General features: G+C 68.4%; 20 protein-coding genes and 1 riboswitch. Of the genes, 13 read left to right on the top strand and 7 right to left on the bottom strand.

The window, feature by feature from the left end:
- Positions 1–274: 274 nt before the first annotated feature.
- On the bottom strand, positions 275–820 hold the full coding sequence (locus tag CKJ85_RS09090) for a hypothetical protein (RefSeq protein WP_095554109.1): 546 nt from the start codon (positions 818–820) through the stop codon (positions 275–277).
- Positions 821–836: 16 nt separating this feature from the next.
- Positions 837–948, bottom strand: a riboswitch (SAM riboswitch).
- Positions 949–1,063: 115 nt separating this feature from the next.
- On the opposite strand from CKJ85_RS09090, the gene CKJ85_RS09085 reads away from it, so the two are divergent.
- A complete protein-coding gene (locus CKJ85_RS09085; protein WP_233127023.1) occupies positions 1,064–1,891 on the top strand; it encodes a serine aminopeptidase domain-containing protein in 828 nt (275 codons plus the stop codon).
- A gap of 7 nt (positions 1,892–1,898) precedes the next feature.
- On the opposite strand, the gene CKJ85_RS09080 is transcribed toward CKJ85_RS09085, so the two are convergent.
- Together CKJ85_RS09080 and CKJ85_RS09075 are read right to left on the bottom strand one after the other, a co-directional pair.
- Complete coding sequence (locus CKJ85_RS09080) at positions 1,899–3,602, bottom strand: VanW family protein (protein WP_369825036.1); 1,704 nt, start codon at positions 3,600–3,602, stop codon at positions 1,899–1,901.
- Between the two features lie 67 nt (positions 3,603–3,669).
- The gene (locus CKJ85_RS09075) at positions 3,670–4,899 is read right to left on the bottom strand and encodes a glycoside hydrolase family 3 N-terminal domain-containing protein (protein ID WP_095554115.1); all 1,230 of its coding nucleotides are present in this window, start codon (positions 4,897–4,899) and stop codon (positions 3,670–3,672) included.
- Positions 4,900–4,970: 71 nt separating this feature from the next.
- On the opposite strand from CKJ85_RS09075, the gene CKJ85_RS09070 reads away from it, so the two are divergent.
- Positions 4,971–5,180, top strand: coding sequence for a DUF2613 family protein (locus CKJ85_RS09070; protein ID WP_095275761.1), 210 nt, complete (start codon positions 4,971–4,973; stop codon positions 5,178–5,180).
- A 3-nt stretch (positions 5,181–5,183) separates the two neighbouring features.
- A complete protein-coding gene (locus CKJ85_RS09065) occupies positions 5,184–8,177 on the top strand; it encodes an alpha-(1->3)-arabinofuranosyltransferase family protein (RefSeq protein WP_095554108.1) in 2,994 nt (997 codons plus the stop codon).
- Here CKJ85_RS09065 and CKJ85_RS09060 read toward each other — a convergent pair.
- Complete coding sequence (locus CKJ85_RS09060) at positions 8,110–9,306, bottom strand: acyltransferase (RefSeq protein ID WP_233127022.1); 1,197 nt, start codon at positions 9,304–9,306, stop codon at positions 8,110–8,112. The two genes, CKJ85_RS09065 and CKJ85_RS09060, sit on opposite strands and share 68 nt — an antisense overlap.
- On the opposite strand from CKJ85_RS09060, the gene CKJ85_RS09055 reads away from it, so the two are divergent.
- A complete protein-coding gene (locus CKJ85_RS09055) occupies positions 9,247–9,912 on the top strand; it encodes a porin PorA family protein (protein WP_095554107.1) in 666 nt (221 codons plus the stop codon). The two genes, CKJ85_RS09060 and CKJ85_RS09055, sit on opposite strands and share 60 nt — an antisense overlap.
- Positions 9,896–11,335 carry a hypothetical protein gene (locus CKJ85_RS09050; protein ID WP_198947158.1) on the top strand — a complete coding sequence of 480 codons (1,440 nt, stop codon included), beginning with the start codon at positions 9,896–9,898 and terminating at the stop codon, positions 11,333–11,335. Before CKJ85_RS09055 ends, CKJ85_RS09050 begins: the two co-directional genes overlap by 17 nt.
- On the opposite strand, the gene CKJ85_RS09045 is transcribed toward CKJ85_RS09050, so the two are convergent.
- Positions 11,260–11,739 (bottom strand): hypothetical protein, encoded by a 480-nt coding sequence (locus CKJ85_RS09045; RefSeq protein ID WP_143340191.1) that lies wholly within the window; start codon positions 11,737–11,739, stop codon positions 11,260–11,262. The genes CKJ85_RS09050 and CKJ85_RS09045 overlap by 76 nt on opposite strands.
- A gap of 250 nt (positions 11,740–11,989) precedes the next feature.
- Here CKJ85_RS09045 and CKJ85_RS09040 point away from each other — a divergent pair, with 250 nt between their 5' ends.
- Both CKJ85_RS09040 and CKJ85_RS09035 read left to right on the top strand, forming a co-directional pair.
- The gene (locus CKJ85_RS09040) at positions 11,990–12,235 is read left to right on the top strand and encodes a three-helix bundle dimerization domain-containing protein (protein WP_095275703.1); all 246 of its coding nucleotides are present in this window, start codon (positions 11,990–11,992) and stop codon (positions 12,233–12,235) included.
- Positions 12,236–12,625: 390 nt separating this feature from the next.
- On the top strand, positions 12,626–13,081 hold the full coding sequence (locus tag CKJ85_RS09035; protein ID WP_095554105.1) for a DIP1984 family protein: 456 nt from the start codon (positions 12,626–12,628) through the stop codon (positions 13,079–13,081).
- Here the strand turns inward: CKJ85_RS09035 and CKJ85_RS09030 are convergent.
- The gene (locus CKJ85_RS09030; RefSeq protein ID WP_095554104.1) at positions 13,078–14,160 is read right to left on the bottom strand and encodes a glycosyltransferase family 4 protein; all 1,083 of its coding nucleotides are present in this window, start codon (positions 14,158–14,160) and stop codon (positions 13,078–13,080) included. The two genes, CKJ85_RS09035 and CKJ85_RS09030, sit on opposite strands and share 4 nt — an antisense overlap.
- A gap of 4 nt (positions 14,161–14,164) precedes the next feature.
- Here CKJ85_RS09030 and CKJ85_RS09025 point away from each other — a divergent pair, with 4 nt between their 5' ends.
- Both CKJ85_RS09025 and CKJ85_RS09020 read left to right on the top strand, forming a co-directional pair.
- Complete coding sequence (locus tag CKJ85_RS09025) at positions 14,165–14,914, top strand: class I SAM-dependent methyltransferase (RefSeq protein ID WP_095554103.1); 750 nt, start codon at positions 14,165–14,167, stop codon at positions 14,912–14,914.
- A gap of 43 nt (positions 14,915–14,957) precedes the next feature.
- On the top strand, positions 14,958–15,377 hold the full coding sequence (locus tag CKJ85_RS09020) for a hypothetical protein (RefSeq protein WP_095554102.1): 420 nt from the start codon (positions 14,958–14,960) through the stop codon (positions 15,375–15,377).
- Positions 15,378–15,852: 475 nt separating this feature from the next.
- On the opposite strand, the gene CKJ85_RS09015 is transcribed toward CKJ85_RS09020, so the two are convergent.
- Positions 15,853–17,679, bottom strand: coding sequence for a phosphoenolpyruvate carboxykinase (GTP) (locus CKJ85_RS09015; protein ID WP_095554101.1), 1,827 nt, complete (start codon positions 17,677–17,679; stop codon positions 15,853–15,855).
- A 382-nt stretch (positions 17,680–18,061) separates the two neighbouring features.
- On the opposite strand from CKJ85_RS09015, the gene trmB reads away from it, so the two are divergent.
- The 4 genes from trmB to CKJ85_RS08995 are packed head-to-tail and all read left to right on the top strand — an operon-like array spanning position 18,062 to position 22,863.
- Entirely contained in the window at positions 18,062–18,841 is a 780-nt protein-coding gene (gene trmB / locus CKJ85_RS09010; protein ID WP_095536024.1) for a tRNA (guanosine(46)-N7)-methyltransferase TrmB, read from the top strand.
- A 3-nt stretch (positions 18,842–18,844) separates the two neighbouring features.
- Positions 18,845–19,516, top strand: coding sequence for an NYN domain-containing protein (locus CKJ85_RS09005; RefSeq protein ID WP_095275712.1), 672 nt, complete (start codon positions 18,845–18,847; stop codon positions 19,514–19,516).
- A 13-nt stretch (positions 19,517–19,529) separates the two neighbouring features.
- Positions 19,530–21,848 carry an MMPL family transporter gene (locus tag CKJ85_RS09000; RefSeq protein ID WP_095554100.1) on the top strand — a complete coding sequence of 773 codons (2,319 nt, stop codon included), beginning with the start codon at positions 19,530–19,532 and terminating at the stop codon, positions 21,846–21,848.
- Positions 21,832–22,863, top strand: a complete 1,032-nt coding sequence (locus tag CKJ85_RS08995; protein ID WP_233127021.1) for a YbhN family protein — start codon at positions 21,832–21,834, stop codon at positions 22,861–22,863. Before CKJ85_RS09000 ends, CKJ85_RS08995 begins: the two co-directional genes overlap by 17 nt.
- The last annotated feature ends 28 nt before the right edge of the window (positions 22,864–22,891 follow it).

Here is a 22,891-nt window from a genome sequence, read left to right as displayed (position 1 = left end):
ATGGCTGGAGTGGTGGACCTTCATGTTGCAAGCCAGGAATCCCGATTCGACGAGCACTTTCCCGCCGTAGCCGGAGGTAAGACCGGGAATCTATAGCTCAAAAAGCACACATTTTGTCGCTTAACCCTGTCTGGCTCGGGGCGGGGTTGGGGGTTTGGCCTGTTTGACGAGGGCAGGGTGACGAAGACGCGGAATTTTTGTCGCACCCTCGTCATCCTGTCCTCGTCATGTAGGGACTCAGAAGGAGGCGCCCAACCGCCAGAGCTCCGTCCGCCTACGCCCAGCACGCCCCGATCGGCTGGGCGGCGAGCACGGCGACCTCGCCCGATGCGGCCTCCAACACCCGCCACTTCGGGTGGTAGCGCCACCCGGTGGCCAGCACGTCGGGGTTGTGGAACCAGCCTTGGACCACGCCGTCGTCGGTAGCAAACGTCACGCGCGTGCCCTCGACCTGCAGGATCTCCACCCGTGTCCACCCGCCGGCCTTGCCGTCGCGGGAGCTCGCGGCGCGGGTGACCGGGATCCAGTGCGGGCGGTGGCCATCGGCAACGAGCCCGCAGCGGGTGTGATCCACCGCTGCGTAATCGCGGGCGGGCGGCAGCGGGACCTCCTCGCCGGGGACGCCTCCCTCCGCAGCGGCCGCGCGCAGACGGTTGCGCTCCGGCGAGTACTCAAAGTTCGTACCCACCCGCTGAACCACATCGAAGGCCGCGAGCTGGGTGCCAAACACGCGGACGTGCAGCTCACCACCAGCGGAAAAGGTCAGTACGGTCTGGTTGATGTTGTCCAAAGTGGCGGGAAGCCAGGACGTCAAAGCCATGAGGGCTCTCCTTGGAAGGTCGCACTTTCGGCGCGCGGTGTTGCAAACGCCGACAGATCTTCTCCCGGGGGCACCGTGCGCGATCTGCGCGGTTGCCAGCCGACGGGCCGGGAGGCCTTGCTCAAATCACACTGCAACAGCAGTCACTAGAAAGAGCGCGTCGGACTTCTTGATCCGTCGACCAGCGTATCGGAGCGAAAACTCCCGGTCAAGGAAGCGCGCAACCACATATGCTGGATACGCATGAAGCTCGCCACCATGATCGTCGCCGGCTCGGCCGCACTCGGCGCGGCCAACGCCGCGCGCAACCGACCACCGCTGCCCTTCAACGACCCGGACTTCTCGCCCTCGTACACCACCCCAGTCATGTACATCCACGGCGTAACCAGCCGCGCCCGGGCGTTCCGCCCCAACGCGGAGCGCCTGCGCGACGAGGGCTTCTGGGTGTGGGGCGCCGACTACGGCGACATGCTCGCCCCCGGCTTCTACGGCATGGGCAACCTGGACAGCATCATCGAGGACGTGCACGCGAACGTGGACCACGTCCTGGAGCAGACCGGGGCTGCGAAGTTAGACATCGTGGCACACTCGCAGGGTGGGCTCATGACCAAGCTGTTCATCGCCAACGGGGGCGCGCCGAAGGTGCGGCGCGTGGTCGCCATGGGAGCGAACTTCCACGGCACCGACGTGCGCGGCCGCGCTCCCCGCTTCGCCCCCTTCATTACGCGGCACCCGCGGGCGGCGTCGGCGTTGGCGTCGCCAGGCGTGATCCAGCAGCTCGCGGACTCGCCGTGGGTGCAAACGCGCCTCAACGTGCCCGATACGGTGCCGGGTATCGTGTACACGTCGCTGTACTCGCCCGCGGACGTGCTGGTCACACCCAATGCGACGTCCATGCTGGCCGCCGTCGACGGGGCGGACGTGGTGAACATCAACGTCGCCGACGCTTATGACGGCTACGCCCCGCGGCACGCGTTGATGGAGCGCGACCCCGTCTTCACCGAGCTCACGCTGTGGGGGCTCACCCGCGAGCGCGGGGAGCACACCCCGCCGCCCATCCCGTGGGCCTAAACGGGACCTAGCCGCACTTCACAATCGGCTCGGGGTCGTAGACCGTGGTCTGGGTCTCCTGGTCGATGAGGTTGCCGGAGAGGTCGTAAATACTCCGGGTGTCCGAGGTGGTGAACCCGGGCGAGCCGCCGGAGGGGCTGCACGTCGCGCCCGAAAGGTTCATCGTGTTCGGCTGGGTCTGCGCCCAGCGCCCACCGTTGGCGGACTCGACGCGCACCGTCTTCACACCCATGAGGCTCACGGTGAGCTCGCCGCCGCTCACGCCGGTCTGGATGCGCACGGGGTGGTTCGAGTCGTTGCGGAACTGCAGGTCGATCGCGCCCTCGTAGACGGTGGCCTCGCGGCCCACCGGGTAGCGGGAGATGTAGTAGGAGTGCGGCGTGTGCGCGATGTCAGTCATGCCCGCGAAGTACGCGGCGTTGTAGAGCGTCGTCGCGAACTGGGAGATGCCGCCGCCCACGGCCATGTCGGAGTGGCCGTTGAGGATAATGCCGGACTCCACGTAGCCCTGGGCCGTGCCGCGCGGCCCGGTGTAGCCGTTGAGCGAGAAGGTCTCGCCCGGGTTCACAATCGCACCGTTGACGGTCTGCGCCACCAGCGCAATATTGGTGCCGGAGGGGCCCGAGAAACCACCTGTGGTGAAGGACCCGACCTCCTCGTTAAAGGTAGCGTTCTGCGCGTCTTCGGTGGTGAAGTCGGCCTCGACCGGGCGGTACGCGGCGTCCCAGGTGCGCTCGCCGTGGCCGAGGAGGCGGTCCTCGAATCCGTCGAAGGTCACGTCCCAGTCCACCTCGGTGCCGTCTTGCGAGGGCTCGACCCCGCCGCCCTCGAGCACGCGCGCGTTGCGCATCTCGGTCTGCGTCCCGTCGAGCGCCTCACCAAGGATCGCGCCCGCCACGTCGCGGTGCACGTCGGGCTGGATGCGCCCCTCCACGTTGTTGAACTGCACGACCTCGCCCATCCGTTCCTGCGGGATGGTCGCCGTCACGCCGTCGCGGCCGTTGACGGTCAGCGGTCCGCCCAGCGCGGCCTTGATCGGGCCATCCATCGCCTGCGTGATCGCCGCATCATTGATCGCGGGCTCCACGGGTTGCGGCTCCACGTCCACGCCCTCCGGGTCGAGCCAGCCGTCCGTCACCGCAGTCTCCAGGTCGGCCGGGTTCACCTCCTGCCCTAGCTTCGGGTCGGTCACATTCGCCTTGCCGCCGTCGACGTGGATCGCGCCGTCTACCGGCGCCACGTACAGCTCGTCCTTCACCCGTGCCAGTTCTGGGTCGAGCTTGTGCTTATCGACGCTCCCCTGCACGTCCACCTCGTGCTGCGTAAACAGGCCCGTCAGCCGCGGGATCGGGTTCGCGGACTGGATCCCCGCCGCGTCGACAGTCGCCTGCCAGTCGATCCCCAGCCCCGCCGCCGCCGGCACGAGCTGGGCGCGCTTGTCTGCCGCCGTGACCTCGACGGGTTGCTCGGTGACGTCGCCAAGCTCCCCCTGCAGGCGCTCGCGCGCCTCGTCCGGCGACATGCCGCCGATGGCCACGCCGCCGACCGTGGTGCCGCGGGGGACGTTGCCGCGGTTGAGCGCCAGGTCCGCCAGGTATACGGCCAGGACAACGGCGAGCAGGCCCAGGACGGCGCCGAGCGCGATCTTGCCCGCCTTTCCGGACGACCCGGCGCGGCGGTGCGACGAAGTTTGCCTGTGGGAAGTAGTCACCTGTCACAGGGTAGTAGATGGGGTAGTAGATGTAGCAACGAATTCGCATGCTGGGCTGGCCGCGGACTTACAGGCCGGTGTTGATCAGCTGCTGCTGGGCGCGCGCCGCGGCTTCGTTCACGCGCGCCTCGGGCAGCTCGCCCGACTGCACTGCGGCGACGACCCCGTCGATCACCTGCGGCACGTCCGCGCCCGAGGACCACAGCGCTTGGTCCGCGCCCGCCGCGATCGCGCGCTTGACCGCCTCCGGCGTCGGCGCGTAGTCCAGGATGCCGCGCATACCGGAGAGGTCGTCGGTGACCACGACGCCCTCGAACGGGACGCCGCCCGGGTAGTCGCCGTCGCGCAGGATGCGGTACGCCTCCGGGTTCAGGGAGCTGGGCACGCCCTCCGGGCCCATGCCGGGGACGATCATGTGGCCCATCATCACGCTGGAGCGCGGGAAGCGCTGCAAAAGCGGGCCGAACGGGCGCATGTCCAGCTCGCGCACCTGGTCCAGCGGCGGCGTCACGGCGAGCTGGTGGTGCGTGTCGCCGGAGGCGCGGCCGTGGCCGGGGAAGTGTTTGAAGGTGGGGGTAACGTTGGCGTCGATAAGCCCCTGCGCAAACAGCGTGCCAACGCGCACGACCTCGTCCGGGTGGCCGCTGAACGCGCGGTCGCCGACGATGTCCAGGCCGGAAACGTCAAGGTCCAGGAGCGGGGCGTAATCCACGTTGACGCCGCGCCCGCGCAGGGAACGGCCGATGTCGTAGCCGGTGCCCCGAATGACCTCGGGCGGGCGGGCGGCCAGCTCGCGCGGGGCCATGAAGCTGCCCATCACGTCGGTGTGGCGCTGGACGCGGCCGCCCTCAAAGTCGATGGCCACGGAGAACGGGTGGTGGTACTGCGCGCGCAGTGCCTCGATGTTGTGGCCCTGCGCGGTAAGCAGCGCGGGGTCGGCCCAGCTCGGGATGATCAGGCCACCGACGCCCTGGTCGAGCGCGGCGCGGACCTGCGCCTCGTTGGTCACGCCGACCACCATCAGCGACGCCACCCGCGCGCGCAAATCCGCGGGGACGCGCTGCTGCGCCGGGCTTTGCGGCGCGCTCGGGGCCGGCTGCGGGGCGGGAGGAACGACCGCGTCGGGCTCCTCTGGCTGTTCTGACTGCTCTGACTGTGCAGTCTGCGTGGGTTCCTGCTGGGCCGTGTCGGAGGGCTCGCCGCCCAGCTCGGGGCGCGCGGTGAGGGCGGCGACGAGCAGCGCCACGGCGAGCACGCCGCCGACGCACACGGCGACCGCCCGGTTCCGCTGCGGCATCTTGGACACGCGCGCCCCCTTCGAGTTGGAAGAAACGGTACTAGTGTAGTCGTGCTGGTAGGCTCATGCGCATGTCCCACCAAGTTCTGCGCCTGCCTGCATCGTTGCCGCGCCGTGCCGCCAACCCGGTGATCGCCTCCGCGGTCGTCGGTGCCGTGCTCGGGGTGGTCGGCGTGCTGGGCGTCGCCTCCGTCTCCGGGCAGAGCACCGTGCCCCAGGGCGGGGCCGTGGCTGCGGACGATGCCGTGCTGGGCGGGCCGGAGTACGGCTCCCGGGAGTAGCCGTTGCGCGCACACATTGGCGGCTGGGTGCTGCTGGCGCTCACCGTCCTGCTGCAGCCGCCCGGCCGGGTCGCCGCCGACACCAAGCTGGACCTCTCCGTCAACCCGGCGCGCTTCCTCGCCCGCGCCACGCACGCCTATACCGACGAGTTCCCCCTGGGCCAGGTGCAGAACCAGGCCTACGGCTACCTCTTCCCGCAGGGCCCGTTCTTCCTGCTCACGCACTTCGCCGGGGTGCCGGAGTGGGTGGCGCAGCGCGCCTGGTGGACCCTGCTTGTGTGCCTGGCGTACTCGGGCGCGCTGATCCTGGCGCGCCGCACCGGGGTGCGCGGCCGCGTCCCGCAGGTCACGGCGGCGCTGCTCTACGCGCTGTCGCCGCGCATCCTCACCACGCTCACCGCGATCTCCTCGGAGGCGTGGCCGGTGGCGCTCGTGCCGTGGACGCTTATCCCGCTCGCCCGGGCCCGCCCGCGCGTCGCCGGCGCGGTGCTCGCGGTCGCGGCGATGGGCGCGGTCAACGCCACGGCCACCATCGCCGCCTGCGTGCCCGCGCTCATCTGGCTGTTGTGCCGCCGCGAGTACGCCCGCGCCACCTGGTTCGCTCTCGGCGCGGCGGCGGTGTCCACGTGGTGGATCGGGCCGCTGCTGGTGCTCGGCCGCTACTCGCCGCCGTTTACGGAGTTCATCGAGTCCGCCTCCGTCACCACCGCCTGGCTCAACCCCGTGGAGGTCCTGCGCGGCGCCACCAGCTGGGCGCCGTTCGTGGACGCCGAGCGCACCGCCGGCTTCCTCGTCGTCGGCGAGCCCGCCTTCGTGCTGGCCACCGCGCTCGTCGCCGGCTTCGGCCTCGCCGGCCTCGCGCGCCGCGACGTCCCGTGGCGCAGCACGTGGGTGGTCATGCTCGCCGTCGGGTTCGCCCTCTTCTGCTCCGCACATTTCTGGGTCCCGCTTCTCGACGGCCCCCTCGCCCCCTTCCGCAACCTGCACAAATTCGACCCACTCGTCCGCCTCCCCCTGGCCATCGGCGTGGGCCACCTCCTCGCCCGGATCAACCGCCCCCGCGCCGTCGGCGTGGTCCTCACCGCCGCGGTCGCGGTGGCGCCGGCGTGGTCGCTGCGCCTGCTCCCCGACGGCACGTGGACGGAGATTTCGCCCGCGTGGGTCGCCGCCGGCGAGTGGCTGGAGGAGCACGCCGCGGGCACCCGCACGCTGGTCGTGCCGTCGGCCTCGTTCGCCCGCCAGACCTGGGGCTGGACCCGCGACGAGCCGATCCAGGCGCTGACCAGCACCCGCTTCGCGTTCCGCGACGCCGTCCCCCTCGCCGACCCGGAAGCCATCCGCGGCCTCGACGGCCAGGTGCGTGCGGTGGACCCGGAGGCGCTGCGCGCCATCGGCGTTGGCGCGGTGGTGGTGCGCCACGACCTGGCGACCGGCCCGCCCGCCACCACCGCCCCGCCGGTAGACCCCGCCTACGCGGCGCGCAACCTCGGCGAGCCCACCGTGAGCTTCCGGGACGAGGGAGACGACACGGGCGTCGACATCTACCTCCTCGAGCCCCAGCGCGACGCCATGATCACAGACGCGGAACCGGTCACCGTCGACGGCGGCGGCGAGGTCCTCCCGCTGCTGTGGGCGCGGTGGGGGTACTTCCCGGCGCGGCTCGTCGATAGGCATGCGAACGTGGTCACGGACACCCCGGCGCTGGCCGAGCACAACTACGGTACGCTCCGCGGCGCGCAGTCCGCGCCACTGGCGCAGGGCGAGGGCGGCAACTTGGGCAACCGGCTGCCCGACTACCCGTCGGCCGGCACGCGCGTCGGTGTCGCCGAGGACGGCGGGCAGGTGCGCGCCTCCTCCTCCGCCGCGGACGCGAACGCGTTCGGCGGGGCGGTCGCCGGGGCGTCGCTGACCAGCGCCTTCGACGGCGCCCCGGAGACCGCGTGGTGGCCCGCGCCGGGCGACCGCCACCCGTGGATCGAGGTGCCGCCGGTGGCGGAGTCGCTCACGCTCACCGCAACGCGCACCACCACCGTGGAGCTCACGGGCGGGGCGCAGCGCCGCGTCACCCTCGTCGCGGGCGAGCCGCGCACGATCCGCGCGCCTGGCACCACGCGCATCGGGCTCACCGAGCGCGCCGGCATCGCGGAGGTAGACGCGGGCGTGTCCCGCACCGTGGAGGCCCCCGGCACTGCCGACACCTACTTCTTCCAGCGCCACTTCCCCGAGACGCAGATGATCCAGCGCCGCTTCACCACCGCCGTCGACGCCACGTGGCACCTCGACGCGCCCGCCACCATCGACGGCACCCGCTACCCCGCCGGCCCCGTCCACCTGCCCGCGGGCCCCCACGACCTGTTCACCCGCCGCGACGCCGTCGCGCTCACCCGCGGCGAGGCGCCGACACCCAATTGGTCCCCGCTCCCCGACACGCTCGCCCCCGCCGACCACGCGCGCACCATCATCACCACCCGCGCGTTCAATGCTGGCCTGCGCGCCACCGTCGGCGGTCACGCGCTCGAGCCCACGCTTATCGACGCCGCGACCCAGGCCTTCACCGTCCCCGCCGGAGCCTCCGGCGAGTTCCGCATGTACTTCGCCGGCGAGGCGACCTACCGGTACTCCCTCCTGCTCGGCGGCGCGTTCAGCGCCCTCGTCGCGCTGGCGTGCCTGGTGGCAGTGGTGCGCAGGCGGGGCGACGACGGCATGGCCGATCCGCCGGAGCTGCCCCGCGTCGACCGCGCCGCGCCGCTGCTCGCCACCGTCGCCGTCGTCGCCGCCGGCCCGGTCGCGGGGCTCGTCGCCGCGGTCTCCGCGTGGGCCATCCGGCGCTTCACCGTACTGCCGTCCGCGTGGCTGTCCGGTGGCGCGCTGGCGGTCGCCGGGCTGGTGCTGGCGAGGGCCCCGTGGCCGTCGGCAAGCTATGCGGGCGCTACGCTCCTGCCGGTTGTGGGGTGCTTCGCGGTGGCGTGCCTGGCGTGGCCGGACCGCGACGAGTAGCCAGCGCCGCGCGCACCACCCGCGCGCCTGGGACCTCCACGAGCTCGTAGGAGACGTAGCCCACGGCCAGGCTCGCGGCCGCTGTCACGGCCAGGACCAGCCAGAAGTGTCCGCCGAAGACGGGCACCCCGAGCACCGGAAACACCAGGTCTAGCACCGCCATGTGCCACAGGAACACGGAGTATGACCAGCGCCCGGCCAACATCGCGGGCCGCGTAGACAGCAGCGTCCCGCCCTCCCTCGGCCCGAGCGCGTAGGGCGCGACGAACAGGGCGGCGAAGAGCGCGCCGAGCAGGACGCGCACGTTGAACTCGGCCGGTGTGGGGTGGGTCAGCCCCTCCGGCCCGACGACCCCGGCGAACCACGCCACCGGCATGGCCAGCAGCGGGAACGGCCAGCGCGGGCCGCGATAGCGCACGCCGACGCGCTCGAGCTCCGCGCAGACGAGCCCCACCGCGAACCAGGGCGCGTACGACGGCGGCCAGATCTGCAGGTTGACCACCTCCGGGTTGGAGACCGGCTGGATGAGCCACGGCCAGGCCAGCCCCGCCACCACCGCCACGGCGAGCACCCGCCTGCGCGCCCGCCCGCCGCGCGCCACGTACAGCGGCAGGATCAGGTAAAACGCCACCTCCACGCACAGCGACCACATCTGGGTCAGCCCCGCGATCAGCCCGTCGGGCACATAAATCTGCAGCATGAGCAGGTTCGCCACCGCCTGGCCCACGCCCACCTCGCTTAAGGCGGGCAGCGCGAGCAGGACCACCACCACGCACACCACGTACGCGGGCGCGATGCGTGCGAAGCGGCGGGCGAAGTACCCGGGCCGGAGCCCACGGCGTGCGAGCACAAACGCGGAGAGCGCGTAGAAGACGGCGACGAAGTAGTCGAAGCGTGCGAGCAGGGGCGAGTCGTTCGCGGTTTGAAACGCGACGTGCGTGGTCAGGATCCCGAGGGCGGCGACGGCGCGCAGGCCCTCGAGTTCCGGCAGTAGGTTAGAGTTTCGAGTGTGGTTTTCGGTGAGCTTTTCGATGTGGACATTGTAAAGAAGCGCAAGCTTGCGTGGGCGGTGGGCATCGCCGTCGGCGCGCTGGCGTTCAACGTTGCATCGCCAATCGTCATCGCCCACCAGCGCACCATGCCCACCGGGACGTACGCGATGACCTTCGACGGCCCCGACGGTGAGCACTTCACGCGCACGACCACTCTCGAGAAGTCCACGGCCACGGACCCCACGACGGGCAAGGACAAGGACATCTACACGCTCTCCACCGAGCAGACGGGCCCGAAGGCGTTTACTGATTCCTTCCAGATCAACCCCACCACCGCCTTCCCGGAGAAGGACCGCCAGGGCCTCGGCACCTACCTGCCGTACCGCCCGGAGCGCCGCTCGTACCCCTACTTTGACCCCGGTGCGCAGGCCACGGTCCCGCTGGACTATCTCGGCCCAGGCTCCGTCGGCGGCCTGGATACCTACCAGTACCGCGCCACGCTGCCCGACGGCACCCAGCGCACGGTCAATGCGGAGCGGCGCACGGGCACGCTTATCGACGAAACCTGGTCCCTCCCCTCCGGCGTCTGGGCGCTCAATGACGCCTCCAAGTCCGCGGCAGTGGACCGCGCCCGCAACGAAACGACGTGGCTGCGCGCGCTGCAGATCATGGCGCTGCTGACCCGGTTCGTCGCCGCAATTGCAATCGTGTGGGCGTTGGTGCTCCTTGCGCACCGCCGCTAAGTACCTGCTGCCCGCCTACGGCACCCTGCTGGTGCTGGGCCTGACCTGGCCGTTTTTCCTGCCGGGCGACGCGTTCGCGCTGCGCGACATGATGGTGCTGCCCGGCATGGCGCTCACTCGCGCCTCGCTCGGCTTCGGCGACCTGCCCGCCCGCAACGTGCCACAGGACGCGCTGCTGGGCCTCGTCCCGTTCCCGGTCCTGCTCGTGCGCGTGCTCGTCATCGGCGCATCCGCCGCCGCGGCCGTTGCCGGCCACCGCCTGGGCACCCGCCCGCTGGGCAAGGCGGCGGCGATGACCGTGGCGGTGTGGAACCCCCTGGTCATCGAGCGACTGCTGCAGGGCCAGTGGTCGCTGGCCGTCGCCGCGTGGCTCATTCCCCTGGTCGCGCTGGGTGGGCGGGCTAGCCCGCTGGCGCAGTGGGTCGCCTCGCTCACCCCCACCGGGGCGATTTCCGCCGCCTGCTTCGTGCGCAGCCGGGCGGGGTTGGTCGTCGCCGCGCTGTCGTGCGCCCCGTGGGTGCTCGCGGGTGCGCTCGCCGCTGGTGGCGGGACCGCGACTGCAGCTAGCGCTGCCGCGTTCGCGCCGCGCGCGGAGCAGTACGTGGGCACACTTGGAGCGCTTCTGGGGCTAGGCGGCATTTGGAACGGGGCGGCAGTCCCGGCTTCGCGCGAGGTCGGCTTTGCCCTGTTCGGTATCCCGCTGTTCATCTTGCTTGCGCTTGGGTGGCGGGCCGTCCCGCGCCGCTGGTTAGCGTTGGCGGCGGCGGGTTTCGCGGTCGCGCTCGCGTCCTGGGCGGGCCTGACCGACCCCGTGGTCACGCACGTACCCGGTGGCGGTTTGCTCCGCGACGCGCAGAAGTGGCTCATCCTGGCTATTCCGGCGTTCGTCGCGGCGGCGGGGGCGCTGACCCCGCGTCGCGCCGCGGCCGCGTTGGCGTGTGCGATGTTGCAGGTGCCGGACGGTGCGGTGAGCGTCGCAAAGCTGCGCCCCGCCGCTGTCGAGTGCCCGGCGGTGGAGGCCGCGGGCCGCGATGTGTATTTCGCTGAGCGTGCGCCGCTGACGCTCGTGCGCGGCGAGCCGACCGTCGATGCGGCGCCGAAGTGTATGAATGTCGTGGAGTCCGGGGCTTTGCTTGTCGACGCCACCCTGGTCGATCCCCCATCGCCACGGTGGGTCGCGGCGCACGAGGCTGTGAAGCAGGAGCCGGTCGATGTGGCGCGGTTGCGCGAGCTCGAGGTGGGGTTGGTGGTGTACCCGGACGGCCGCGCGGTGGACACGGGCGCGCCCCCGCGCGGGCTGCCGCCGGTGGGAATTGCGCTTTTTGCGGGTTACTTGGCGGCGCTGGCCTACGCGGTAGCTGTGGGGAGGCGCTCGCGCAGCTCGGCGGCGAAGGTCTCGGGGTCGGGCACGGAAACGGCGTAGTCGCCGTCTGCGGTGTTGATGCGTACTGTCGGGCCACCGACGGAGTAACACTCAGCGCCGTCGACCTTCCGTGGGCCGCTTAAGTGCGGTGGGGAGAACATCCAAGACCACACGCTCGGTTGCGGGCCTGCCTCTTCGACGCCGGTGATCCGATCCAGCGGGATCGCGGTTTCTCGGCCTGCAAGGCGCAGCTGCAGGGCGGAGTTACCTCCACGGTCGTCAACGCGGACGCGCAGCGTGATGCGCGAGTAAAAGAAGGCGTAGGCGGCAAAGCATCCCAGAAGGATCCAGCTGAACGGATCGGAGCGGAATCCACCGACCATCGGCACCACCAGTACCGCGGCGACAAGAATGACGGCCAAGGGCACACCGTTTACCCTGCGGTCTCGTTCCAGGTTTGTCATGTCACAAGCGTAACAGTGTTCACGCGTATTTTTATTCACGCATATATGGATCACGGAAAATTCGTAGAAAAACCCGCTTACCAGCGTATATTCCGTTTTTAGTTGGCCCACTCCAATAAATGAGCAGACCCAATCATTGAAATCCTTGCATGATTCAACCCGTGCCACTAAAGTTAACCGCAGATGAACAAAAGGTTACGTACCCGGTAGTCCGGGGGAACTACCCCAAGACACAGCAAAGGAGACCCTCATGAAGGACATCAACAACATCGACTTTTCTATTATCCGCGAGCGCGCACTGCGCAACATCCGCGAAGACCTTATCGCCGAGTGGTCCGACCGCTTCGACGCCGAAGAGATCGGCTTGGCCTTCGATTCCATTCTCAAGGCGCACCGCGACAGCGCGACCTTAGACCACTTCATCCCGGTCCTGGTCGAGGCTGAGATGAGCGCGCGCCTGCGCTCCGGCAACTTGTGGCCCGCCACTGCTGCGTAAACGTCGCAGACACAGGCGTCGCGTACGCGAGCCGCAAGCACAGCACAACCGCAGCCCCCTCCCCGCACAACGCGGGCCGGGGGCTGCGGTTTTTGCTATACTGTCCTGCTACATGCTGTCGGTAGCGGGAACCCCGGGCCGCGGCGTGCGTCTTAGCGAACACTCACCCGCGCCAGCCCGGGTAAGGCTGGAGACTCTGATCAGGCCCTTTGCCGCACGGCCACCCCTTGCATTGTGACGCGGCCTGCATCGAGCACACGAGCACTCCCCACCAGGGAACGCACAGATAACTGAGTATTACCGCAGTGTTGGAAGACGCACTCCCGCCACACCCGGGACCCGTGAGGGTTGGGATACGGGGACGCATACGTAAAAAGGAAAGGGGCCACCATGTTGCTTGCAGAGGCACTCGCACAACGCGCCGAGGCGCAGCACCGCCTAGACGAGCTGCGCTCCCGCCTGGTTGAGCAGGCGCGCGTGCAGGAGGGCGACGAGCCCGCCGAGGACCCGGACGAGCTGCTGGAAGAGGCAGCGCACGTGCTGGAACAGATTGAGGTGTTGGTGCGCCGCATCAACCACACCAACTCGGTCACGCCTTTCGAGGGCGACGCCACGCTGACCGACGCAATCGCGCGCCGCGACGCGCTGGTCCGCGCGGGCCGCTTCTACTCCGCGGTCGCGGACTCGGCGACGGCGCGGATCGACCGCTACTCGCGTTCCGAGGTGCGCTACGTGCCCACCGTGGATGCGGCCGCACTGCGCAAGATGGCGGACGCCGCCTCCAAGGAGTACCGCCAACTGGATACGAAGATCCAGCAGCTGAACTGGTCGACCGAGCTGCGCTAGCGCCCCGCCACGTCACCAACCACGTCATCCAGCACCGCGGCGAACTTCGCCCCGGTCGCCTCCCAGGAGTACTCGCCCGCGCGCGCTTTGGCGGCGGCGCCGAGCCGGTGGCGCAGGTTGGCGTCGGCAAGCAGGCGCTCCACCGCCTGGCTGAACTGCGCCTTCGTGTCCACGAGCACGCCGGTTTCCCCATCGATGATGGAGTCATTGACGCCGCCGGCGCCGCGGTAGCCGACCGTGGGCAGGGCGTGCTGCGCGGCCTCGATGACTGCGATACCCCACCCTTCCTTCGCGCTCGGCATGAGGTGCAGCGCCGCGCGAGAGAGAAGCGCATGCTTGTACGCGTCGTTGACGTGGCCGTGGAAGCGGATCTCCGCCCGCCCCGCCGCGTACTCGCGCAGTTTATCCTCCCACCAGCCGGAACCAAGGATGTCCAGCACCACGTCGTCGCGCCCAGCGATCGCGTCAATGGCGTGCTCGATGCGCTTATGCGGCACCAGCCGCGACAAGGTGACCACGTGCACTTTGCCGTCGTCGGGCACCATGGGCAGCTCGCCCGGGATCGGATCCACGCCGTTTTCCACAATCGCGATGTCACGCTCACGCACGCCGAGCGCCACCAAATCGCTTTTCGACGCCTCACTCACCGTCACGTACCGCGCACCCCGGTACACCCGCGGCGCCACCTTGGACTCCAAAAACCAACCCAGCCGCCCGATGACGGGGCCCGCCACCGGCCACTGATCCTTGTGGCAGTGGTGCGTGAGCAGCACGACCGGGTGGCGCGTGAACATGCGCGCGAAAAACGGAATCCCGTTTTGCGTATCCACAATCACGTCCGGCCGGTTGCGCCAAATGGACAGCGGCGCGAGCACGTACACGCCGTACTTACCGCCGGCACGCTCGAAGCGGATGCCGCCGCGCGTGCTGCGCCTCGGCGCGTCGGTGTGGCTGGAGGTGCGAAAAATGACCTCGTGGCCCTGCGCCGCGAGGTACTCGCCAACGCGTTCCAGGTAGCGTTCGCTGCCGCCACCCTGCGGGTGGGTGGAGTCGCGCCAGCACATGAGCAGTATCTTCATTGCTATGTACCGTACCCGCCGCCTGGCCACCCTGGCACGTTCGCTGCGCCTACTGCGCTCGTTTGCCTACGAGCAGTTCCGCCCCGCCGTGTTCTACACCGGCTTGGCGCGCGACACCCGCTCGCTTCTCGACGCCCTGTGGCAGGACACCACCAGCCCCACCCCAGCCGGCCTCACCGGACATGCTGTGTTGGACGTGGGCGGCGGCCCCGGCTATTTCGCCGACGCCTTCGCGGACACATTCTACATCGGCATGGAGCCGAACGTCTCTGAGCTTTCCGCCGCGGGCCTTTCGGGTTACGGTGCGGTGCGCGGCGACGGGGCGCACTTGCCCTTCGCCGACGAGTCCTTCGACCTGGCGTACTCCTCCAATGTGGCTGAACACATTCCGGACTGGCGCGCCATGGGCGAGGAAATGCTGCGCGTAGTCAAACCCGGCGGGCTGGTCGTACTGTCCTACACCGTGTGGCTGGGCCCCTTCGGCGGCCACGAAACGGGGCTGTGGGAGCACTACATCGGTGGCGAATTCGCACGCCAACGCTACGAGCGCACACACGGAAGACCGCCCAAGAACGTGTGGGGCACCTCCCTGTTTGCGGTCTCGGCCCGCGAAGGGCTTGAGTGGGCGACTTCGACCGGCCGCTTGCTCACCGCCTTCCCGCGCTACCACCCACATTGGGCCTGGTGGCTTTCGCGCGTGCCCGTACTCCGAGAGTTCGCGGTTTCGAACCTGGTGCTTGTGCTGCGGGGGTAAACTATCCTCACACTCACGAAAGTCCGATGAAAGGTAGGACCTCATGCAACTCCCCGCCCAGCTCCAGCGCGCCCTCAAGGGCCTTCCCCTCGATCCGCAAGCGGCCGGGGCAATCGCCGTCGCCGCAGTCACAGCCGTCGCGCTGATTGTGGGGGCAGTCCTCGGCACCATGCCATCTGCTGCCCCAACGGCCGCACCTCAGGGCAAGAAGTCCGTGATCCAGGTCGTTACCGCCGACGGCGCGTCCGCCGGGGTGTGCGCGATCGTCGGGCTGCGCCAAGAAATGGTGCACTATACCGACGAGGATTCCCTGTACTACTGGGAACTTCAGCCCGGTGAGGAGCGCATCACCGCGTGGTGCCCGAGCTTGGCGGCCATGTCTTCCGGCAAACGTCGCTTGGAAGGCGAAGCAACCGTCGAAAACTTCGACGCACCGCAAGTTGTCAAAATCGTTGTTCAATAGCGGCGATCAAGAGACGTACAGGGAGTATCGTGGAACGGCAGTCCCACTTCACTTTCGGATTTGCGGGATCTGCCAACACAACGTGGCGACTCCTCACGATCGCATGCGCTTTCCTCTCAGTCGCCCTTTTGGACCGCAAACACGGTCTACCAGAGCAATGCTTGGACCTCGGGTAACTTGCGTTGAACCTTTCCATGGGTAAATTGGAGGTCAAGAAAGTGAGGACAAGGTCCCTCGCTATGGGTGAGGATAGGTCTACAGGACAATTTGCGCCTGTAGGCCTTTCCTCTTTTTCTACTGGGGCCGGGACGAGTAAATTTTCGGGTTAAGCGACAAAATGTGTGCTTTTCTCGGCGCGTGGACTTAAGCGCACGGGATACAGCACAGAAAGGGGCTCACAACACTCGCCGCAAATTCGCATGACGAAAGGCCCGCCAGTTCACATTCAAACAGGCGGGCCTTTTGCGTCAGCAGGCTAGCTGCGTGCTGCCTTCACGCGCTCAGCAAGCTGATCGAGCTGGTCGAACAGTTCCTGCGGTACGCGGGAGCCAAGGCCCTCGAGGTACTCGCGACCGTCCGCCACGTCGTGAGCCCACAGCTCCGGATCCGGGTAGAGGGCTTCCTTGACATCCTCAGCCGGGGTGTCCAGGCCGGTCAGGTCCAGGTCCTCCACCCGTGCAGTGTGGCCAACCGGGGTCTCCTCGGCCCCGACCTTGCCCTCGATGCGCTCCACGACCCACTTGAGCACGCGGGAGTTTTCGCCGAAGCCCGGCCACAGGAAGCGACCGTCCTCGCCGCGACGGAACCAGTTGACCAGGAAGATGGACGGCAGACGGTCGCCACCACGCTCGCCCATGTCCAGCCAGTTCTGGAAGTAGTCGCCCACGTTGTAGCCGATAAACGGCAGCATCGCCATCGGGTCGTGGCGCAGGGAGCCGACCTTCGCCTCCGCAGAGGCAGCGGTCTGGCCGGAGGAGAGCATCGCGCCGATGAGGGTACCGTGCTCCCAGCTCAGTGCCTGGGTGACCAGCGGGACGGTGTCCGGGCGACGGCCACCGAACAGGATTGCGTCCAGCTTCACACCACGCCAGTCGTCGAACTCCGGTGCAGCGGTCGGGCACTGCTTGATCGGTACGCAGTAGCGGGAGTTCGGGTGCGCCGCCTTCTCGGCGGAGTCCGGGGTCCAGTCGTTGCCACGCCAGTCGATGAGGTGGGCCGGCGGTTCGCCGTCCATGTCCTCCCACCACACGTCGCCATCATCAGTGAGCGCAACGTTGGTGAACAGGGTGTTGCCCGGCTCCATGGAGCGCATCGCGTTCGGGTTGGACGTGTAGTTCGTGCCCGGCGCAACGCCGAAGAAACCGTTCTCCGGGTTCACGGCGTACAGGCCGTCCTCCTTGAGGTGCAGCCACGCAATGTCGTCGCCCACGACCTCGGAGGTCCAGCCCTCCAGCGTCGGGGTGAGCATGGCCAGGTTCGTCTTGCCGCACGCCGACGGGAACGCCGCAGCGACGTGGTAGTTCTTGCCCTCCGGGCTGGTGAGCTTGAGAATGAGCATGTGCTCGGCCATCCAGCCCTCCTCCTTGGCCATCACGGAAGCGATGCGCAGCGCGTAGCACTTCTTGGCCAGGATGGCGTTGCCGCCGTAGCCGGAACCGTAGGACCAGATCTCCTTGGTCTCTGGGAACTGGGAGATGTACTTGGTGTCGTTGCACGGCCACGCAACATCTTCCTGGCCCGGCTCGAGCGGAGCGCCAACGGAGTGGAGGCAGTGGACGAACTTGTCGCCCTCAATCTTGTCCAGGGCCTCCTGGCCCATGCGAGTCATGATGCGCATGGACATGACCACGTAGGCGGAGTCGGTGAGCTGGACGCCGAGCTTCGGGTCCGGATCACTAATCGGGCCCATGCAGAAGGGCACCACGTACATGGTGCGACCCTTCATGGAACCGGAGAAGTGCTCGAGCATTTCCTCCTTCAGCGCGGCCGGCTTCATCCAGTTGTTGGTCGGGCCGGCGCCCTCCTCTTCTTCGGTAGAGATAAAGGTGCGGGACTCCACGCGGGCAACGTCGGAGGGGTTGGAGCGAGCCAGGAAGGAGTTCGGGCGCTTCTCCTCGTTCAGCTTGAGCAGGGTGCCCTTCTCTACCAGCTCTGCGGCCAGGCGGTCCCACTCCTCCTGGGAGCCGTCGGCAAAGACCACTTTGTCGGGCTGGAACAGCTCGACCGACTCGTTTACCCAGGCAATAAGTGCTTCATTGTCCGTCGGAGCCGTACCCTCCAAACGGTTCACTGCAGTGGTCATGTGCTCTCCTTCATAGTTCACGTCCGCTTTGCGTCCCCGCACAAATCCTCGGGATTTCCAGCGTATCTGAATCGCGGGCGCGTCGAATAAAATCCACGTTTTCCCAGGTAGAACGCTACACCCTAAAGTGACGTACACCATACATTCGCGTGCGAATTTGCGGCCAACGCATCCCCTTTTGGGGGTATACGACCGCCGGAAAACAAACCCGGAACTGCGCAGCTTACTGGGCAAACGGGGGACCGCGCGGGGGTCAAACGGACACCGTTGCCCGACCTGCGTGGCGCCTCCCCCTGGAATGGGGTGGAAAGGGGGCGTCGATAAGCGCGCGAAAGCCCCTCACAAACTTGCGTCACTGCACGTCATGTGGACAATAAACACAATGAATAACGCTGATTTTTCCCAAACTCCCCGCGAGGGGACTGGCGAGCTGCCCGCCGGGCGCCCGCTGCAAACTGACTTTGGCACCGGGCTGGACTACCCGCGGCTCGGGTCGGTGACCTTCCGCCGCGGCACGCTCACTGAGAACCAGGAGGCCCTGTTCAACGAGCACTGGCCGCGCCTCGGCCGCGTGCTCACGAACGAGACGGACGGGCACATCGACGTGGACGAGTGGTTCGGGCGCGCGGGCCACCCCACGATTGTGGAGATTGGCTCGGGCACCGGCACCTCCACCGCCGCGATGGCGCCGCTCGAGGCGGACACCAACGTGATCGCGGTGGAGCTGTACAAACCCGGCTTGGCCAAGCTGCTCGGCGCGGTCGTGCGCGGCGGGATCGAGAACGTCCGCATGGTGCGCGGCGACGGCGTGGAGGTGCTGGCGCGCATGTTCCCGGAAGCCTCGCTCGACGGCGTGCGCGTGTTCTTCCCAGACCCGTGGCCCAAGGCGCGCCACCACAAGCGGCGCATCATCCAATCGGGCACACTCAACCTCATCGCCACCCGCCTCAAGCCCGGCGGGGTGCTGCATGTGGCCACCGACCACGCGGACTACGCCGAGTGGATCGACGAGCTGGTGGATGTAGAGCCGCTGCTGGAGTACAAGGGCTGGCCGTGGCCGGACGCCCCGCTGCTGACGGACCGCCAGGTGATTACTAAGTTTGAGGGCAAGGGCCTGAACAAGGACCACGTGATCCGCGAGTACCTCTGGGAGAGGAAGTAACCAATGGTTCTGCAGGACAAGACGCACCCGTACACCGAGGGCGCACCGGCCGGGCCGGAGTCCTACCTGCTGGTGTGGGACGCGCCGAACCTGGACATGGGGCTCGGCGCCATCCTGGGTAGCCGCCCCACCGCCGCCTACCGTCCCCGCTTCGACGCGATCGGCCGCTGGCTGGTCGGCGAGGCGGACGAGCGCTCCGCGGAGACGGGCACGCAGGTCGAGCCCGAGGCCACCGTGTTTACCAACGTCTCCCCCGGCAACACCGAGGCGGTGCGCCCCTGGGTGGAGGCGCTGCGCAACGTCGGCTTCGCCGTCTTTGCCAAGCCGAAGGTGGACGAGGATTCGGACGTGGACCAGGACATGCTGGACCACATCGAACGCCGCTACGAAGAGGGCGTCCTGCGCGGCCTCGTGGTCGCGTCCGCGGACGGGCAGAACTTCCAGGAGCGCATCGAGGAGCTCGCCGCCGAGGGCATCCCGGTGCAGGTGCTCGGCTTCCACGAGCACGCCTCGTGGGCCGTGAACTCTGACGCGGTGGACTTTGTGGACCTGGAAGACATTCCGGGTGTGTTCCGCGAGCCGCTGCCGCGCGTCAACCTGGACCACCTGCCGGACGGCGGCGCCTGGATGCAGCCGTTCCGCCCGCTGTCGGCGCTGCTGCACAACCGCGACTAAGGAGGCCTCCCTCGTGTTTTACAGGTGGGGCCGCGTCGCCTTCCGCCACCGCCGGGTCATCCCGCTGGTGGTCATTGCCATCATCCTGGTGATGCAGGTCCTCTTCGGCGCCAAGCTGGGCGACCGCCTCTCGCAGGAGGGCTGGGAAGACCCCGGCGCCGAATCCACGGCCGCCGCACAGATCGAGCAGGACACGTTCGGCCGCGACAACGCCGGCGATGTCATCGTGCTCGTCTCGGCCCCCGGTGGTGTGCAGGACAAGGCGCTTATCGACGCCGCGAATTCCCAAATCTCTGCCCTCCAGGACAATCACCCGGAGCAGATCGACCACGTCACCAGCTACTTTGCCAAGCCGAACCAGCAGCAGGTGACCGCGGACGGCACCCAAGCGTTCGCCGCAATCGGGCTGAAAGGTGATGGGGAGCAGACGCTCAAGGACTTCCGCGCGATCGAGCCGGACCTGCGCGCCATCGAGCTGCCCAGCGACGCGACCGTGCAGATCGCGGGCGCAACCGCCGTGGCCGACGCACTGGATGACGGCATGGCCAACGACATCGCCCGTGCTGAGAAGGTCGGCCTCATCTTTGTGGCCGTCATCCTGCTCTTCGTCTTCGGCGGCGTGGTCGCCGCGGCGATGCCGCTGATCGTGGGCATCCTGTCCATCCTTGGTTCCCTGTCGCTGCTGTCCGTCCTGGCGCAGTTCCAGCAGGTCAACATCTTCTCCCAGTCCGTGATCACGCTGCTGGGCCTGGGCCTGGCCATTGACTACGGCCTGTTCATGGTCTCCCGCTTCCGCGAGGAGCTCGACCGCGGCCTGGACGTGGAAGAAGCGGTGGCGGTGACCACCACGACGGCGGGCAAGACGGTCTTCTTCTCCGCGCTCATGGTGGGCGTGGCGCTGTCCGGCCTGCTCATGTTCCCGCAGGCGTTCCTCAAGTCCGTGGCATACGGCGCGATCAGCGCGGTCGTGCTCGCCGCGGTGATCTCCGTGGCGGTGCTGCCGGCCTTGTTCAGCATGCTGGGCACACGCATCGACATGTGGTCGGTGCGCCGCACCAGCCGCAAGGCCCGTCGTTTGGAGGATACGGTTTGGTACCGCATCCCGGCGTGGGCCATGCGCAACTCCAAGAAGGTGGTCGTGGGCATCACCGCCCTGTTGTTCCTCATCACCACCCCGATGGTGGGCATCACCTTCGGCGGCATCAACGAGTCCTACCTGCCACCGTCGCAGGAGACCCGCCAGTCGCAGGACGCCTTCAACGAGGCGTTTCCCGCCTTCCGCACGGATCCGGTGAAGCTGGTGGTGACCGGGGCGTCGAACGAGCAGCTGGGCAACATTGTCATGCAGACGCGCCAGGTCTCCGGCCTGGCGTCGCCGCTGAAGCCCTCGCACCCCACCCAGGACGGCACCACGATCCTCTCCGCCCCGCTGGCAGACCGCAACGGCGGCCAGGAGGTCGTGGACCAGCTGCGTGGCCTGGACGTCCCGGAGGGCGTGCAGACGTACGTCTCCGGCACACCGGCGATGGAGGTCGAGTCCATCGAGGCGCTCCTCCACCGCCTGCCGTGGATGGCGCTGTACATGGTCGCCGCGACCTTCCTGCTCATGGCGCTCCTCTTCGGCTCGCTCATCCTGCCGGCCAAGGCCGTGATCATGAACGTGCTGGGTATCGGCGCAACGCTCGGGTTCCTTACCGCGGTGTTCGTGGGCGGTGTCGGCTCCGGCCTGCTCAACTTCACCGCGGGCCCGCTGATGAGCCCGGTGCTCGTGCTCATCGTGGCCATCCTCTACGGACTCTCCACGGACTACGAGGTCTTCCTGGTCTCGCGCATGGTGGAGTCCCGCCACAACGGCGCGTCCACCGACCAAGCGATCAAGGAGGGCACGGCACACACCGGCGGCATCATCACCGCTGCCGCCGCCATCATGATCGTGGTCGCGGCCGCCTTCGCCATGAGCGACATCGTGATGATGAAGTACATCGCCTTCGGCATGATCTTCTCGTTGGCGCTCGACGCCACGATCATCCGCCTCCTGCTCGTCCCCGCGGTGATGCACCTGCTGCGCGAGGACAACTGGTGGGCGCCCCGCTGGGTCAAGCGCGCCTACGCCTCCCTCGGTGAAGGCGGCGAGAGCAGCGCGGGCACCGCGGGCAGCCAGCCCGCGCCTGCCGCACCCGCGCAGCCCGCCGACGACCCGGAAACCCACCCAGGCCGCGCCGGCGTCTCGGTGGAAGAGAACCACGAACTCGTCCCGTTCCGCGAGCTCATGCGCCAGCTGGAGGAGCGCAAGGCCCTTGAGTACACCCAAAAGCGTGAGCTCGAACGGTAGCCGCGCGCAGGTGATGCGGTGGGTGCGCTGGCTTGCGCCGCTCGTCCTGCTCGCACTCCTCGTCGCCGCGTTCTGGGAAGAGCTCGACTTCCTCGCGGACTCGTGGCGGGCCCTGCGCCGCGCCGTCGCTCACGCGCCCGGCCCGATCGCCGGTGCCGTCGTCGCCGCGTTCGGCGCGATTGTCGCCATGGCCGCGGTGATGAAGATCCTGCTCAACGTCGACGCCAAGCGCACGGACATGGCGCGCACCACGGCGCTCACACTCGGCTCCAACGCCTGGTCCACCACCCTGCCCGGCGGCCCCGCGCTCTCCGCGTGGTTGACCTACCGCGTCCAACGCTCCTGGGGCGCGTCCCCCGGCCTGTGCGGCTGGTTCTTCGTTATCTCCGGCGCGCTTTCCACGGTGTGGATGGCGCTGATCGGGCTCGCCGCCGTCCTCTTCCTCGGCGCCGACCTGTCCGCGGCTACCTTGTGCACGTCGATCGTGCTCACCGTCCTCGTCATCGTCGCCATGTTCTGGGCCACCCGCCACCCGGCACTGCTGACCCGCTGGACCCGCTTCCTCCCCGGCTCCGTGCGCGGCAAGGTCGCCGACGTGATCACGCAGGTCTCCCAGATCCGCATGACCGCCGGCCAGTTCTTCTCCTCCGCGTTTTGCTCCCTGTGCAACCGGCTCTTGGACGTCGTGGTCTTCTACTTCTGCGTCTGGTCCGTCGTCGGCGACGCGCCCGGACTCCACGCGGAGCTCAACCGGGCGAGCCTCATGGGGGTCACGCTCGCGTTCATCATGACCAAGCTCGCCGGCGCCGCCCAGGTCACCCCGGGAGGGGTCGGCACCGTCGAGGCCGCCGCTGCCGCCTCGCTCGTCGCAGCGGGCATGACGCTTATCGACGCCACCGCCGCCACCCTCATCTACCGCATCATCTCCTTCGTACTCATCACCGCGATCGGCTGGGGCGTCCACATTGTCTGTTACGCCGGGCGCGGCTACATGCTGGGCGCGCCGCGCGACTAGGCGCGCTCCCCCGCCGCGCGAAGTCCAG

This window comes from Corynebacterium sp. NML 150383 (genome assembly GCF_002285085.1).
GTDB classification, from domain to species: Bacteria; Actinomycetota; Actinomycetes; order Mycobacteriales; family Mycobacteriaceae; genus Corynebacterium; species Corynebacterium gottingense.
This window is presented reverse-complemented; position numbering and strand designations above follow the sequence as displayed.

Excerpts from the sequence above, each read along its gene's own strand:
- CKJ85_RS09090 (WP_095554109.1), bottom strand. The coding sequence starts at position 820 with ATGGCTTTGACGTCCTGGCTTCCCGCCACTTTGGACAACATCAACCAG.
- CKJ85_RS09085 (WP_233127023.1), top strand. The coding sequence starts at position 1,064 with ATGAAGCTCGCCACCATGATCGTCGCCGGCTCGGCCGCACTCGGCGCG.
- CKJ85_RS09075 (WP_095554115.1), bottom strand. The coding sequence starts at position 4,899 with ATGCCGCAGCGGAACCGGGCGGTCGCCGTGTGCGTCGGCGGCGTGCTC.
- CKJ85_RS09070 (WP_095275761.1), top strand. The coding sequence starts at position 4,971 with ATGTCCCACCAAGTTCTGCGCCTGCCTGCATCGTTGCCGCGCCGTGCC.
- CKJ85_RS09045 (WP_143340191.1), bottom strand. The coding sequence starts at position 11,739 with ATGACAAACCTGGAACGAGACCGCAGGGTAAACGGTGTGCCCTTGGCC.
- CKJ85_RS09040 (WP_095275703.1), top strand. The coding sequence starts at position 11,990 with ATGAAGGACATCAACAACATCGACTTTTCTATTATCCGCGAGCGCGCA.
- CKJ85_RS09035 (WP_095554105.1), top strand. The coding sequence starts at position 12,626 with ATGTTGCTTGCAGAGGCACTCGCACAACGCGCCGAGGCGCAGCACCGC.
- CKJ85_RS09030 (WP_095554104.1), bottom strand. The coding sequence starts at position 14,160 with ATGAAGATACTGCTCATGTGCTGGCGCGACTCCACCCACCCGCAGGGT.
- CKJ85_RS09025 (WP_095554103.1), top strand. The coding sequence starts at position 14,165 with ATGTACCGTACCCGCCGCCTGGCCACCCTGGCACGTTCGCTGCGCCTA.
- CKJ85_RS09020 (WP_095554102.1), top strand. The coding sequence starts at position 14,958 with ATGCAACTCCCCGCCCAGCTCCAGCGCGCCCTCAAGGGCCTTCCCCTC.
- CKJ85_RS09015 (WP_095554101.1), bottom strand. The coding sequence starts at position 17,679 with ATGACCACTGCAGTGAACCGTTTGGAGGGTACGGCTCCGACGGACAAT.
- trmB (WP_095536024.1), top strand. The coding sequence starts at position 18,062 with ATGAATAACGCTGATTTTTCCCAAACTCCCCGCGAGGGGACTGGCGAG.
- CKJ85_RS09005 (WP_095275712.1), top strand. The coding sequence starts at position 18,845 with ATGGTTCTGCAGGACAAGACGCACCCGTACACCGAGGGCGCACCGGCC.